The organism is Acetobacter senegalensis, from assembly GCF_001580995.1.
GTDB classification, from domain to species: domain Bacteria; phylum Pseudomonadota; class Alphaproteobacteria; order Acetobacterales; family Acetobacteraceae; genus Acetobacter; species Acetobacter senegalensis.
In genome coordinates this window covers 18187-33672 of record NZ_LHZU01000110.1, presented here as the reverse complement: position 1 = coordinate 33672, position 15486 = coordinate 18187, and the positions used below count along the sequence as shown (strand labels likewise).

Genomic DNA, 15486 nt, shown 5'->3' with positions numbered 1-15486 from the left:
ATGTGTACCCCCCCTGAGTCACAGCCAAAACAAATTGGTATCAGGCCGAAGCTGATAGCCAATCTGCGCATTGGCAACAACGTAGCTCCCCTGTGTCACCGTGCGGGAGGTTCCAAAAGTGCCACTTTGCGCCGTCAGGCCGCCACCAACGCTCCACACATTGCGCGTTGCCTCCGGCGGGGCAAAACGATAATGGGTCCAGAGTTTGAACAGATGCTTGGGTGAGTTGGGGGTATAAGCCTGCCCGACCAGAGAGGCCGTGCTGTCTTTCAGAATAACGTTATCATTGTAGGTGTAGCTGGCATTGATATCCCACCCCGGCAGCAGGCGGCCTATCATTTCCACTTCCGCCCCCTGACTGCGCACCTTGCCTGCGGCCCTGTAACAGGTGCTGGTACCAGAACGACCGCAAATGGGATCCTGATCACCGTCTTCAATCGCCTTATTCCGCTCAACCACCCGATACCCGGCAACGGTCACATTCAGGTTGCGGTGGAAGAAATTCCCTTTCAGCCCTCCTTCAATCTGCTGCCCCAGCACGGGCTTCAAACGCCCGGACAGGCTATAGGCAGACTGGGGTGAAAACGTATCCGTAAAGCTGACATAGGCGGTAAGGTTGGGCACAAAATGCCACACCAGCCCCAGATACGGCGTTGGCACCGCGTTGTTTTTCTGACTGATAACATAAGGCGTGTTTTGCGAGATATTTTTATACTTATACTCGTAAAAACTAAGCCGACCGCCCATCAGCAACTCTAGCGACGGCAACAGATGAATACGGGCTGATCCGTACACACCGCCCTGCTTTGTCGGCTCCCGATACTTGGTCGTGATATCCGGCTGGATCGTGCTTGAAATGGCAGGCGAGAAAATATCCAGTCCTGCCAGAGATGTATCCGTCCGCCATGATCGCGTTGCGCCACCGTCCACCGTCAGATCAGAATCATAATTGCCGCCAATCAGCAGATCTATCTTATGGTGCAGCACACGTACGGGGCCGGTAAAATACAGGTCCGCACCGTCATACTGATCCTGAATTAACGAGTTGGCGACAACAAAGTTACCGCGCTTCTGTGCCGTGACGGCACTGCTCAGATAGGTGTAATGCAGGGGATTATCTGTCATCCGGTGGCGGCCACTCAGCCGGGCGCGCCAGCCTCCGCCAAAGCGGTGTTCAAGTTCGCCGCCCAGTTCGTACATGGGAGAACTGGTGCGCCCCCAGTCCGCCCCCACAAAACTGTTCCGGCTCAGATGCAGATCACTGCCATCCGCAGCACGGGGCAGGCCCATAAAGCGGGTGGTATCGTTTTTCTGCCCCATCGCCACCAGAGACACGGTGGTATGGTCAGTCTCATGCACATCAATATCCGCATACGCGGTCCAGCGCCGGTCATGCGCTTTCTGATAGAAATAGTCACGATCCGTGCCCGCCAGAACCAACCGGCCCGTGACACGCTTTGACGCCGTCAGGGGGCCTGTCACATCTGCATCGGCATGGAGGTTGTTCCATGACCCACCACTAAAAGAACCTTGCGCCTTAAAATGATCAAGCGGACGCTTGCGTACAAAATTCACACTGCCGCCGGGAGGGGCTGATCCCTGAAACATGCCGTTGGGGCCACGCAGAACTTCAAGCCGATCATAAATTGCCACATCAAACTGCTGGCTTATTTGCAAGCCACCTGTTGAGGGCACGCCATCAAACTGAGGGGTCAGCGTATAACCGCGTGCCGTTATCCCTGCAGTGCCATCACCATACAGGTTCACATTCACGCCCGGCACCTGCTTGAGCGCATCATCCACAGTATTCAGGTTCTGGTCACGCATCTGCTGACGGCTGAGAACGGAAACCGACTGCGGAATATCATCCAGACGCAACAGCATCTTGCCCATGGAAACGGCTTTTACAACGTAACTACCGGTGCCATCCGTTGTGGCGTTTTTGTGCCGCTCCCCCTGCACCACCAGATTTTCCACACTGTTGGGCACGTCGCTCTCGGCGGTTTGCTCCTGGCTTTTCTTTTTGGCGTCTTCATCCGTATCGGCCGCCTGTGCCGCCATAACAGGCAGGCCAGTGGCCATACTCCACAGAAAAACACCATAATGGCACGCCTTGCGCGCCGTCAGTTTCTGCCTCTCCTGTTGTGCCGTCTGTGCCGCCGACCGTTTGAGTGCCACCGTGCCCCTGCTTTCTTTTAGTGAATGAGAATTATTCTCATATAACATTTTTGTGACAAATAGCAACAACAACACGTCTTGCTCCGATTTTTTCTCCTCACTCCGTCCCCACTTCGTGCCGTGCAAACATTGCCGCCCTCGCGGTGGAGCGTCATAAAGCGGCTATGCCAACGTCACCTCACTCTCAGGATCTCTTTTCTCTGGCTGATGGCCTTCCCGTGCAGGAAGCGCTGCCGGGCCTTTACGCCGCCCTCACGCGGGAACCGTCTGACACGCATCCTCCCTCCGCCATTCTGGTGGCGCCTCCGGGGGCGGGTAAAACCACAACCGTGCCGCCGGTTCTGGCGCAGGCTCCGTGGCGGGCTGAGGCAGATCGCATCATCATGCTGGAACCACGCAGGCTTGCGGCCCGCGCCGCAGCGCAACGCATTGCCGCGCTGATGGGTGAAGAGGTCGGCGGCTTTGTGGGCTATCGCACTCGGCTGGATGCCGCCATATCCGCCCGCACCCGCATTGAAGTGCTTACGGAAGGCTTGTTCCTGCGTCGCCTGCTGGGTGACCCCATGCTGGAAAATGTGGCCTGCGTGATCGTGGATGAAGTGCATGAACGGTCTTTGGAAGCAGACCTCGCCCTTGCCTTCTGCCTGGATCTGCAACGTACATTGCGGCCAGATCTGCGTCTTGTCGCCATGTCCGCCACAGCGGAAACGGAACGGCTGGCCGCCCTGATGAATGCACCGGTGCTCACCAGTGAGGGACGCATGTTCCCCCTGACGGTGCAGCACGCCAAGCGCGATATTCCCCACATACGTGATCTGACAAACGTGACCGCCGCCGCCGTGCGGCAGGCGCTGGCGGACACGGAAGGCGATATTCTGGTTTTTCTGCCCGGCACGGGCGAAATCCGGCGCACCATGCAGCTTCTGGATGGCTGCGCAGCCACCGTTCTGCCCCTGCATGGCGAACTCCCCCCAGCCGAACAGGCCCGCGTGCTGCGCCCCGGCGCGGAAGGAGAACGGCGCGTGATTCTGGCCACCTCCATTGCTGAAACATCTCTGACCGTTCCGGGCGTGCGTGTGGTTATTGACGGCGGTTTCAGACGGGCACCGCGCTTTGACGCCGGGGCCGGGCTGTCCCGCCTTGAAACGGTGCGCATTTCCAAAGCTGCGGCCCGTCAGCGCGCAGGCCGCGCGGGGCGAGAAGCCCCCGGCACCGCTATCTGTTTATGGACAACTGCCACAGAGCGCGGTCTGCCCCAACATGATCGCCCGGAAATTCTGGAAGCCGATCTGGCGGATTTTGTGCTGGCAACAGCGCTGTGGGCCGATAGCGTGGGGGAAAATGACGCCCCCCTCCCTCTGCCAGATCAACCTCCCGGCAGCGCCGTAGCGGCAGCGCGGGAGCTCTTGACCATGCTCGGCGCACTGGATGACGCCGGTAAAATTACAAAACTTGGGCGCAATATGGCCGCTTTGGGCACGCACCCGCGTCTGGCCGCCATGATGCTGGCGGCCAATACAGAAGAAGAAGCCGCGCTGGCTGCTGACCTTGCCGCCCTGCTTGAAGAGCGTGACCCACTGCGCCCCCGTGCTGCTGGCCGTGCTGGCCCTCCGCCCATTCCTCCGGCTGATATTTCTCTGCGCCTGGACCTGATAGCAGGTGGAGATCACCCCGATGCAGACCGGGGCGCATTGGCCCGCATTCGGCAGGCAGCCGCCCGCTTCCGCCTGCGGCTTGGGTTGAAAGCCCGACACCCGGCGGGCGGAGACCCAGCCGCCCTGCTGGCCGCAGGCTTTCCTGATCGCATTGCCCTCTCGCGCGGGGAGGCCGGCACTTTCCGGCTTTCCAGCGGGACCAATGCCCGCCTGCGCCGTGATGACACTTTGGCAGAGAAAAAGCTGCTGGCGGTGGCCAGTCTGCACCTGCGCACTTCAGCCGAAATCCGGATGGCCGCGCCACTCGACCTCAACGCATTGCCGTCGGCCTTGCTGGACCGCACGAAGGAACAGGTTGAAACTTCGCTTGATTCCGTATCGGGCAATATTCTCGCACGTCGCCGCACCCGTATTGGCTGCCTTGTCCTGCGGGACCGCACGGAAAAGGTGCAGAGCGGAGACGCCAGCGCGCTGTTGCTAGCCCAAGCCAAGGCATCCCCCGAAACCGCACTTGAATGGAATGATTCCGCACGCCAGCTTCAAGCCCGCGTGGAATGGGCGCGCACCCTGCCCGGCGGCACGCACGGGGTGGAAGAAGACTGGCCGGAATTTTCAGCCAGCGCACTGGCTACAAGCATGGAGGATTGGCTGGCGCCTTGGCTGGAAGGACTTTCTTCCCTCACGGACCTCAAAGGGCTGGACCTGACCACCCTGCTCCGCAACCATCTGGGTTACGCCCGCACTCATTGGCTGGATACCCACCTGCCCGCAAGCCTGCCTTTTCCCGGGGGCTCAGCCAAGGTGGATTACACTCAGCCCGTTCCGGTAGCCGAGGCACGGGCGCAGGTGTTCTACGGCACGGACAAAACACCCCAACTTGCGGGTGGACGTGTGCCGCTGCGTCTGGCGTTGCTTTCTCCCGCAGGCAGGCCTCAGGCCATCACGGCGGATCTAGCCGGGTTCTGGCAAAGGGGATGGGCAGACATGCGGCGCGATATGCGCGGCCGCTACCCCCGGCACGAATGGCCCGAAAACCCGGCCCTTGCCCCCGCAAAACCACGCACACCAAAGCGATAATGCTGCCAGTGACGAGTGATGTTTTCATGACATTTCATGCGGTTTTGTTACAACAAGAACACATCACCATTGCGTCAGAGCAGGAAACAAGGGCAGAAGTAACCATGATTGGAAACCTGACCACGGCACGATGAAGACACTCCTGCGCAGCCTGCCTGTTCTTGCTGCCACCTGCCTGCCCGCAATACCGAGCATAGCAGGCACTGCCCAGGCGCAACCTCTGCCCACCTTTGCACCTGCAGTCCCGTTGGTCGCCCCGCCCGGCCCCACTTCCTTTGCGCCCTTGGTGCGCAAGGTTGTGCCTGCGGTTGTCAATATTGCCGTCACGCGGGATTCCGATTCTGACAAACGAAAAAAACTGCCTTCAGCCGTAAAAGGCACACCGTTAGAACGCCGCTTCCGTGAACGGATGCGCAAGCATGGCGATGAAGTGCTGGGCGCGGGTTCAGGCTTTATCCTTGACCCATCCGGCGTAATCGTCACCAACGGGCATGTGGTGGAAGATGCAGACAAAATCACCGTCGCCCTTGTGGACGGCAAGGAATACACCGCCCAGCTTCTTGGTATTGATACCCTGACGGACATTGCCGTCATCAAGATTCAAAGCAACTCCCCCCTGCCTTACGTGCAGTGGGGTGACAGCCGCCTTGTGCAGGTGGGGGACTGGATTGTTGCAGCCGGCAACCCCTTCGGTCTGGGCTCATCCGTTACGGCGGGCATTGTCTCCGCACGCGGGCGGGACATCGGCACCGGGCCATTTGATGATTTCCTTCAGCTTGATGCGCCCATCAACCCCGGCAACTCCGGCGGCCCCACCTTCAATCTGGCCGGGCAGGTGATTGCGCTGAATACCGCCATTGTCTCCCCGACCGGAGGCTCCGTAGGGCTTGGATTTTCCATTCCGTCCGAAATTGTCATCCCCATTGTCAACTCGCTCTGGCATGATGGCCACCTTGACCGGGGCTGGCTTGGCGCCACGCTGGAGGACATCATCACCCATAACGGCGCCTTGGTGGCAGAAGTGGACCGCAACGGCCCCGCCGCACATGGGGGTTTGAAAAAAGGTGACATCATTACCGCCATGGCGGGCGAACATATGGATACGGCCCGCAGCATGATTCGCGCCATTGCCGCTGCCCGCCCTAACAGTGACCTTCAGGTTACCGTACAGCGTAAAAACCAGCCGGTGGTGCTGACAGTGCATATTGGCCGCCGCCCACGCTCGGAAGACTGAGTCGCCTCTTCCCGCTTTTACCAAATGGTCAAAAAAATCTGGTCCCATAACCCTCTGCACACATGTCGAGGCAATTTTCGCGCGCTCAAAATCTCAAAAATTGCTGTTCTATTCATCTAGATTTCATCACAGATCTCTTTTGATTCAACCCTGACACAAAGAGGGCACGATCAAGGCGCCCTGTTTCATCTTTGCAACAGGGTGCAGCTTTTATCTTTCTGCATACCTAACGTGTGTTGACTGAATGGCTGATCTCTTCCTAAATTTCAGAACGTTGCACATCAAAACTGAATGTACTTTATATGGAGCAGGCAGGTATTGCCTGAGAACTTTTTCGCGTCTTCCGTCCTTCCGCAAAGTCATACTTTCCTCTGGACAGGAAGCATACAGTATTCCCTCTCCTCAATATTATACGCTCTGTTCTGATGCGCGAAGAAAAACAACTCAATAACGTAACGTAAACCCGCTACAAGCTCGGGAGACAGACTATATGGGCGTGTACCCTCTGAGCCACGAGCCCCCCCGTGGTCTCTATAATAAAAAGCTAATCCTGCTGACTGTTTCAGCCATGAGCAGCTTTGTCTTTTCTTCAGCTTCTTACGCCCAAACGGCCAGCACGGCTGCCCCTGCCGCTTCTACAGCCCAGCCTGCACCAAGCAAAAAAGCCCGTGCCGCCACCAAGGCAAAAGCCACACCCAAGCCAGCCACACCTGCCGCCCCGAACAATGCGCGCGCAACCATTGCAAAAGCAAAATCCATCAAGGCACCAGAACCAGAACAGGAAAACGTGACTGTTGTGGGCTCGCTGTTTCGGGACCCGAACCTGAAAAGCATGTCGCCCATCACACGTATTTCCCGCCTGGATATGCAGCGCCGTGGTTTTGCCAACGTGACGGATGCCTTGCAGTCCCTCTCCTCCAACGGGTCGGGTACACTCACCAACTCCTTTTCGGCCAACGGCGCGTTTGCAAGCGGGGCCTCCGCCCCTTCCCTGCGTGGCCTTTCAACCGACTCAACCCTGGTGCTGATGGACGGCATGCGCCTGTCCTACTATCCGCTTTCTGATGATGGAGAGCGGAACTTTGTTGATACCAACTGGATGCCCTCTTCCATTATGGAAACAGTGGACACCATGGAAGACGCAGGCTCCTCCCTCTACGGTGCGGATGCTGTGGCCGGGGTCATCAACTATGTTACGCGCAAGGAAATCAAAGGGTTTGAAGGAAACGCTGAAGGCGGCCTGACACAGGGCGGCTATGGCGGGCACCAGAAACTGTACGCAACCTATGGCGTGGGTGATCTGCACAAGGATGGCTACAATTTCTACGTCAACTCCGAATACCAGCAGGACGACGCCATCTATAACCGGCAGTTGAATTATCCTTACAACACCAGTGATCTTTCTGGCCTGGGCGGCATCAACGGCATCACCAACGTCTCAGACGGTGCGGGCGGTATTTCCAACTTTGCGGCAACGCCCGTAGCCCTTGTACGCCCCAGTGACGGTAGCGATGGCGGCACGGGTGCGTGGCAGCTTCTCAATCAGGCCGCAGGCTGCGGCAAATACGGCTCCGTCGTGACAGGCTCCGTGGCGGGGGCTTCCGGCACCAGCCAGGCGTGTTCGCAAAATCTTGCCAAGGATTATTATCAGGTTTCCCCTTCGCTGCGGCGTATCAGCGCTACGGCTCACCTGACCGTGGATGTTACCCCGCGCTCTCAGTTCACTGCGATGTTCACCTACTCACAGGCACTCTCCCAGTTTACGGGAACACCGTATAACGCCCGTGCATATTCTCAGTCCCGCAATGCTGATACATACAGCACTCCTCTGCCAGTTTACCTACCAAATGGGGAATTGAACCCCAACAACCCGTTTGCGGCACAGGGGCAAGAAGCCCAGATTTACTACAAATTTGGCGATCTGATGCCCACCACAAATGAGTACAGCCAGAACTTTCGCGGGGCCCTGCGCTACACTGGCTCAGCAGCGTCTCATTGGGGGTCTGACTGGAACTGGGATGTCAATTTTACGGGCATGAACACCATGCTCCAGCAGACCATTACCGGCGTACCAACCATTGCGGGAATAAAGAACGCCATCCTGAACGGGACCTACAATTTTGTTGATCCCTCCCAAAACAGTGAAGCCGTTCTGAACTCCATTGCCCCCAAGAACGTGATGAACGCCCGCTCTCAGGAATATTCAGGTGACATGCATGTTACCAAAGGGCTGTTCCACTTACCGGGCGGCATGGCCAATCTGGCCATTGGCGGCAATATCCGTTGGGAAGCCCTGAATGACCCAAGCGCAAACCCCTATGACCGCAACAACCCAGATGCCCAGTGGACGGGCTACATCAACCCTTTCAACGCGCAAGGCAGCCGCTGGGTAGAAGCCGGTTACTGGGAACTGGGGCTACCGTTCCACAAGATGGTAACTGCGGACATCTCTGGCCGATATGACCATTACGCACAGGGCGCAGGCTTTGGCCGTTATTCTCCCAAAGCCTCGCTCAGCGTCACGCCTGTCAGGCAGTTCACACTGCGCGGCACGTTCTCCCGCGGGTTCCGCGTGCCCAGCTTTGCGGAAACCAACGGTATGAACGTGGCGTACACCACATACAACATCACCAACCAGAACTTCATCAACCAGCATCTGAACGCCAATGGCACGCCCAACAGCTACGCTCAGGCGTATTCTCTGGGGCAGAACACCGCTGGCAACCCCAACCTGAAGCCGGAAATTTCCACCAACTTCACGGGTGATGCCGTCATCCGCCCGACCAACTGGCTGAACCTGACCTTTGGCTACTACTACATCAAAAAGAACCGCTACATCGCAGCTAATCCGCTTGGTGCCTCCACCATTGCCAACGCCTGGCTTGCAGGCGGAGATGCCGCACTCCCCAGCGGCGTAAGCGTGACACCAGACCTGGTGGATGCCCAGAACCCAACAGGGCAGGTCCGCCCCTACATGGTGAATCTTGGTTATGTGAACACCAGAAGTCTGGTAACAGATGGTGTTGACATGAAGATTCACGCCAATACCCGTCTGCCCGGCATCCTGCATGATGTCCGACTGATCAGTATAGGGCAGGCAACTTTTGTGCGCTCCTTCAACCTGACCATGGCTGATGGGCAGGTACAGCACTGGGCGGGCACATTGGCCCCCTATAACGCGGTTGCGGCTTCCGGCACACCACGCTGGCGTGCCAACTGGTCCAACACGTTTATCTGGAAAAACCTGTCTGTTACGCCAACCGTATATTACACCAGCGGCTACAAGAACGTTGCTGAAGACACCAACGGCCCCGGCACCCGCAGCTGCGCGGATAGCGCCAATCTGCTGGTGGGCAGTTCCGCTGCCCCCACCACACAGTGCCATATTCGCAACTGGTGGGATGTTGACCTGAATGTCAGCTACAACATCAATCAGAAATGGCGTCTTTATGCCACGGTTTACAACCTGCTCGGGTTCCGCTCTCCGTATGATTTCGGAACGTACGGCTCTTACCTTTACAACTCTTCCTGGTCTCAGAAAGGGGTTGTCGTCCGCTCCTTCCAGTTCGGTGTGAACGTCACGCTCTGAGCAACCAACATCGCCTGGTTAAACCGCTCTTTATTGGTTTAACCAGGCTTTTTTTCAAATCGGCCCCTGCAAGAACTGTCGTGCTTATCACTGGCGGTCAGGCTTACAAATGCCAGTTCCCTGTCTGGGCCACTATCTGCGCAGACAAGGGTGACTGGTTTTCGTTTTTCTCAGATCATTTCAAGAGAAACTTTCTTTTCCGGCGGTGCAAATGCACGGTCCAGTTCAGCCAGATCGGCATCGTTCAACGTGATTTCCTGCGCGGCAATATTTTGCTTCAGATGGTCGATAGACCCAGCCTTGGGGATGGCAATCATGTTCCGCTGCCGCAGCACCCATGCCAGAGCAATCTGTGCGGCTGTTGCCGGGCCCGTTGAGGTCTTATGCCGCTTGGCTACCGCCTGAAGCGTCTTGTTCTGCAACAAGGCTCCACCCTGCCCGATGGGTGAGTAAGCCATTGTCACAATATTGCGGTACCGATCAGCATCCAGCAGGTCATATTCAACACCGCGATGTTCCAGACTGTATAAAATCTGGTTCACCTGGCACTCACCGGGCTGCACATAGTTTTCCAGTTCCAGAATGTCTTCCACATCAAAGTTTGAAACACCCCAGTTCCGGATCAGCCCTTCCTTCTTGAGCTTGCGAAACCCCTGCACCGTTTCTTCAAGCGGCACGCCACCCCGCCAATGAAGCAGGTAAAGATCAATCCAGTCCGTCCCCAAGCGGCGGAGGGAATTGCGACAGGCCTTGGCCACTCCTTCTTCCGACGCATTGGAGGGCAGCACTTTTGTCACCAGAAAAACCTTGTCACGCTCGCGGTAAAGAGCCTCCCCTACCAAGCTTTCCGAGCGACCACTTCCATACATTTCAGCGGTATCAACCAGCTTCAGCCCGGCATCTATGCCATACTGAAGGCTGGCCATTTCCGCCCGCCTTTTGTCTGCATCTCCTTCCCCCATGTTCCAGGTGCCCATTCCCAGTGCAGGCAAAACAGTGCCATCGGCCAGCGTGACGGTCTTTTGCATGGTGTCTCATCTTCCTTGTTCACACGGCGTGCGCAGATCATCCCTCTTCCCGGCACCCCCATACGGCCGTTCAACCGGTCTCGTGCAGGGGCTGCTCCCCGGGTTTGAGGGCTATGGTCTGCGCACGCCATCAGTCATTTCATGCTATGCCAGCGCATACGGAAAAAGATCGTTCCCCACAGGGACGCTCGCATGTCTGTCACACATGGGAGAAACCGGGCCTTTCACGCAGGGCGCAAAACACCGTCCCCCCTTCTGTCCATCAGCAAGATTGCTATACTCCGCCCGCCAGAGCACAGGACACCCGGGATCATGACGCAGATCGGCTTTTACCACCTTACCCGCACCAGTGTGACAGAAGCCCTGCCGCAGCTTCTGTCCCGCACACTGGCCAGCGGCCAGAAAGCCGCCGTGTGGTGCGCCAGCAAAGCCACGCTGGATGATGTGGATAAAGCCCTTTGGAAAGTCTCCTCCCCCACATGGCTCCCCCATGGCAGCGCGGGAGTGCTTTTGCCGGAGCGCCAGCCCATCTGGCTGACATTGGAAGACGATACCCCGAACAACGCCCCTTTCCTGTTTCTGCTGGAAAGCCGCGCCTGTGAGGACTGCGCCCGCTTTGACCGGATTTTTGATCTGTTCGACGGTCATGATGAAGACGCCGTGGCCGCAGCCCGCGCCCGCTGGTCCAGCCTGAAAGCCGCCGGGCATGAACTGGCCTATTGGCGGCAGGAAGACAAAGGCTGGAAACGGGCGCGCTGAGAAACGCTTAATCCCTGCGCGTGGCCCTGCTGGCATCCCGAATGGCCGCAAATTCAGATGTCTGTTTCCAATGCGGCCATTTTTGCGAAAACGCCAGATCATGCCCCACACGGTAGAGCAACGCTACGTCCTCCGCAGCGCCGCGCACATCCCAGTCCGGGCTCCAGGCATCACACGCCTGATGATAACAGGCCATGTAGCCTTCCAGCCATGCCTTGCCTGCGGGCACACCGCCTTTGAGCAGATCAGGATAACCGGCCATATCCATCATGGCTACAACGGGCACGCCGGCCCGCGCAAACGGCAGGTGGTCCGCCCGATAAAACGCCCCGCGTTCCGGCATCGCTTCCGGCTTCATGACACGCCCCTGCCGCCGGGCCGCTGCCGCTACATCCTCCTGAACCGTATTCTGGCCCGCGCCAACCATAAACGCCGTGCGGGATGGTCCGGCCATCTGCAAAACGTCCATTGTAAAATTGGCTACCGTTTTCTCAAGAGAAACCAAGGGGTGTGTGGCATACCAGACTGAGCCCAACAGCCCGCGCTCTTCTGCTGTCCACGCAGCAAACACGACAGTCCGGTCCGGCTGTGGCCCGGCCTTGAACACACGTGCTATTTCCAGAACACCCGCAATGCCGGAACCATCATCAATCGCGCCGCGCCGCATCACCATCTGGCCTTCGGCATTGGTACTGGTGCCAAAGGCATCCCAATGTGCGCCAAACATCACGCTCTGATCAGGCTGTTTTGCGCCGGTTATTTTTGCAAGAACATTCTGGCTTTTCAGGTTTTCCGTCTGCACCGGCACTTTCAGAGAAAATGTGGCGTCTTTCAACGTAACTGGCGCAAAACTGGTCTGCCGTGCCTTGGAACGTTCCACAGCCAGATCAAGGCCCGCAGCGGCAAACAGCTTTTCCGCTGCCTCTCCTGAAATCCAGCCCTGCATCAACACAGGTTGGTCATCACCATTACGCACAATATCGAAGGCTTCTCCACCGGGGGCAATAACGGTCTGCCAACCGTAGGATGCTCCGGGCGTATCATGCACAATCAACGCCCCAATGGCCCCTCTGCGGGCAGCTTCCTCATATTTATAAGTCCAGCGGCCATAATAGGTCATGGCACGGCCTGCAAAACGACCATAGGCGGCATCTTGGGGCGTTGCTTCAAAATCCGGATCATTGACCAGAAAAACGGCAATCTTGCCTTTCAGATCAACACCTTTGAAATCATCCCATCCCCGTTCTGGTGCGTGCACGCCATAACCGACAAACACCATGGGCACGTTGCTTAGCGCGATCTGTTTGACCGGCCGCACCGTGGAGACATAAATATCCTTGTTCTGCTGCCAAGGAAGCGTCTGCTTGGGAAAGCGTACCTCGGAAACAGTAGGTTGGCCCACGCGGGTGCGCAGCAATGGCACAGTTTGCGTCCAGCCACCGTTTTCCCCTGCCGGTTCCAGCCCCATTTTCTGATACTGTTCTATCAGCCACGCAACAGTCCGCTCCTCCCCCTGCGTGCCGGGAGCGCGTCCTTCAAAGGCATCAGACGCCAGAACACGCATCACATCAGACATCCGCTGCGGATCTATGGGCGCATACGCCTTGGGAGAGACCTGCTGTTCAGACGCAGCAACGGCCCCCGGCACACCACCACCACCCCATACAGCCAGAGCAGTGGTCAGGTACAGTGCCGCCGTACGATGCCACGCCCGAGCATGCGATTTCTTGCGAGAGGATTTTTCCCAATACATCGTGCGGTCTGTTCCTGCCGTGCTTTGCGTCATGTCTATCCTCAATTCTTGCTCAGATAAAATAATGCCTCATGTGTAATGAACCATAGCATACCTGCGTAAGACACAAGCGCTTACGGCTTCTTTTGAGCGTAAACACTCCGCCAGAAATGTTCCGAACACAACTGTTCGGCGTTTACCCGGTACTCACGGGCAAGCGCACGAAAACGCACGGCAAACCACACGGCATGCCATGCGAACGCCCAGACATTGGCCCAGAACGTTTTTCTGTTCAGTTGTTCCTCAAACACGCTCTGCGTTTCGTATTTGCGATAGATAACCCGCTGACGCAAAAAAACGGAAGACAACAGGCCCGGCGTATACTCCCCGACATAAGCAGGCGCTTTACGCATGAACGCATCTGGCAGCAGGTGGCCATTCAACGTGACAGCCCTTGCCATTTTACGAAACCGTGATTCAGAACCCGCCTTTTCCACAAAGGGATGAGCCGTGAAATAAGCGGCCTCTTCCGCCCGGCTTTGTTCCCGGCCAATCTCTTTCAGGCTTGGTGGGTAAGTGAGCGTACGCCGCCAGAAGGAAACACCTTTGCTCACGTCCCGCAATGCCAGAGTGATGGCCTTTGCGCTCTGATACCGGTATGAAAGCGCGCACCATAGGAAGCTGGCAGACAGCAGTTTCAACGCCGCTGTAAGGCTCCCACCGCCTTCCATCAGAAATACGGCCAGAGACGCCCGGAACCCCAGATACCGCGTGAACGCAGTTTCCTTGGACAGAAAATGGTCTGAAAAACAGGCAATACCATTCAGCGTAAACACATTGAAGCGGTTAATCAGCCCGAACAGAGCATCATCCCCGCGCACAAAAAACGGAAACGGATAGTAGTCCACCGCATCCAGCCGGAAGGCAAAAAACCACCATCCGCCATACACCGGATTTCCCTTGTCCTTTTCCAGCGCCAGCAAAGACGGGACTGATCGGACTTCCTCGTTCTGGTGCAGCGGACGGAACAGGCCCTGATGGAACTCGGCCCCTTTTTCCTGCACGCTCCAAGGTTTTTGTGCATCCAGCAACACGCCCGCCAACCCGATCTTTGGGTCTGGGCTGTAAGAGAGCACAGCATAAGCGCGTCTGATGGATTCCACCTCGCACGAGATATCATCATCCATGAACAGGCAATGTGTGTAGGTGTTCTGATCTTTCAGATACAGAAGCCCGCGTGCAAAACCGCCACTCCCCCCATAATTCTGGTTGGGAATGATCTGCGCCCCTTTCAATTCAGTCGGGTCGAGAGTGTCCGAATTATCAACAACAATAAAATCAATGGCCCGCTGATACCGAGGATCAGACAGCAATGTTTGCCGCACACGGGCAATGGAACGGGTGACGTACGCAACACGGTTGAAATGCGTGATAACCACACCAAGTTTCGGCTGCATCAATGGCGGAGCATCGGTGGCAAAACAAAGCTGCTCTACAACGGCCTGCTTCTTCCCTTTCAGGCGTAGAAAGAGCATGCCTTCTGCCATACCAGACCATTCCGGAACGGGAAGCACATGATTACGGGCTTCCGGCTCCTCAAATTCATGGGTTTGCAAGCAGGATGATGCCCCATCTGCAGCATGGTGCCACAGTTCCAGCACAAGCTGCCCCCGAACCCGAAGCATCAGACTCAACGAACTGATCGTGCCCAGACTTTTCCATTTCCCGACAGACAGACCATTATAAAACGTATCGGCTGAAAGAAGCACATTATCAGGCAAGGAGAACCCTGTTCCTGAAGCTTCCACGCCAGGCATGCCGCCGCGAAAATACATTTCCGCGCAATGCTCAATATCTGCTTCAGGGCAAATAAGAGTATGCAGAACAGTGAGCATGAAAACGACTATCCCTTTGATCAAACCACCTGGCGACGCACGAAAGCGGGCCTGTGTTTACCACAGAGCCTGAAACGCTGCTTGAAAAAGCATATTTCCAACCGTTTGAGAAAAATCAAAAGAGCACTTTCTCAGCACGCAGCAAAACGTCCTAAAGGCAACAGGGGTCTTTTCTGACCGTGGCAGGACTGTTCGCTCTCGCACCCTGCTTCCTCAAGGACGCAACGCCCATGCCCTGATGGCACACCACACAACGAACGCGCACCCAGACCGGACTCACGCCCCCTCAGAACGTTGAGTCTGTTTGGGAAAGCTCCCTCCGAAGAAGCGGCTCTTTTT

Annotated in this window: 8 protein-coding genes; 4 read left to right on the top strand and 4 right to left on the bottom strand. The window is 57.0% G+C overall.

Features of this window, described 5'->3' with window-relative positions:
* Window positions 1-18: 18 nt before the first annotated feature.
* On the bottom strand, window positions 19-2178 hold the full coding sequence (locus tag AD948_RS04660) for a TonB-dependent siderophore receptor (RefSeq protein ID WP_248845916.1): 2160 nt from the start codon (window positions 2176-2178) through the stop codon (window positions 19-21).
* Window positions 2179-2342: 164 nt separating this feature from the next.
* On the opposite strand from AD948_RS04660, the gene hrpB reads away from it, so the two are divergent.
* The 3 genes from hrpB (at window position 2343) to AD948_RS04645 (ending at window position 9733) form a co-directional block, all read left to right on the top strand.
* Entirely contained in the window at window positions 2343-4910 is a 2568-nt protein-coding gene (hrpB, locus tag AD948_RS04655) for an ATP-dependent helicase HrpB (RefSeq protein WP_061470931.1), read from the top strand.
* A 130-nt stretch (window positions 4911-5040) separates the two neighbouring features.
* Window positions 5041-6144, top strand: coding sequence for a S1C family serine protease (locus AD948_RS04650; RefSeq protein ID WP_061470930.1), 1104 nt, complete (start codon window positions 5041-5043; stop codon window positions 6142-6144).
* 490 nt (window positions 6145-6634) lie between these two features.
* The gene (locus tag AD948_RS04645; protein ID WP_061470929.1) at window positions 6635-9733 is read left to right on the top strand and encodes a TonB-dependent receptor plug domain-containing protein; all 3099 of its coding nucleotides are present in this window, start codon (window positions 6635-6637) and stop codon (window positions 9731-9733) included.
* 170 nt (window positions 9734-9903) lie between these two features.
* Here AD948_RS04645 and AD948_RS04640 read toward each other — a convergent pair whose 3' ends face one another.
* A complete protein-coding gene (locus AD948_RS04640) occupies window positions 9904-10761 on the bottom strand; it encodes an aldo/keto reductase (RefSeq protein ID WP_061470928.1) in 858 nt (285 codons plus the stop codon).
* 312 nt (window positions 10762-11073) lie between these two features.
* Between AD948_RS04640 and AD948_RS04635 the strand changes: the two genes are divergently transcribed.
* Window positions 11074-11520 (top strand): DNA polymerase III subunit chi, encoded by a 447-nt coding sequence (locus AD948_RS04635; protein ID WP_061470927.1) that lies wholly within the window; start codon window positions 11074-11076, stop codon window positions 11518-11520.
* A gap of 7 nt (window positions 11521-11527) precedes the next feature.
* Here the strand turns inward: AD948_RS04635 and AD948_RS04630 are convergent, their stop codons facing one another.
* Window positions 11528-13306: a M28 family metallopeptidase gene (locus tag AD948_RS04630; RefSeq protein WP_061470926.1), complete on the bottom strand. Its 1779-nt coding sequence runs from the start codon at window positions 13304-13306 to the stop codon at window positions 11528-11530.
* Window positions 13307-13386: 80 nt separating this feature from the next.
* Window positions 13387-15147, bottom strand: coding sequence for a glycosyltransferase family 2 protein (locus tag AD948_RS04625; protein ID WP_061470925.1), 1761 nt, complete (start codon window positions 15145-15147; stop codon window positions 13387-13389).
* Window positions 15148-15486 lie beyond the last annotated feature (339 nt).

Coding starts and splice junctions, on each gene's coding strand:
- hrpB (WP_061470931.1), top strand. CDS start 2,343: ATGCCAACGTCACCTCACTCTCAGGATCTCTTTTCTCTGGCTGATGGC.
- AD948_RS04650 (WP_061470930.1), top strand. CDS start 5,041: ATGAAGACACTCCTGCGCAGCCTGCCTGTTCTTGCTGCCACCTGCCTG.
- AD948_RS04645 (WP_061470929.1), top strand. CDS start 6,635: ATGGGCGTGTACCCTCTGAGCCACGAGCCCCCCCGTGGTCTCTATAAT.
- AD948_RS04640 (WP_061470928.1), bottom strand. CDS start 10,761: ATGCAAAAGACCGTCACGCTGGCCGATGGCACTGTTTTGCCTGCACTG.
- AD948_RS04635 (WP_061470927.1), top strand. CDS start 11,074: ATGACGCAGATCGGCTTTTACCACCTTACCCGCACCAGTGTGACAGAA.
- AD948_RS04630 (WP_061470926.1), bottom strand. CDS start 13,306: ATGACGCAAAGCACGGCAGGAACAGACCGCACGATGTATTGGGAAAAA.
- AD948_RS04625 (WP_061470925.1), bottom strand. CDS start 15,147: ATGCTCACTGTTCTGCATACTCTTATTTGCCCTGAAGCAGATATTGAG.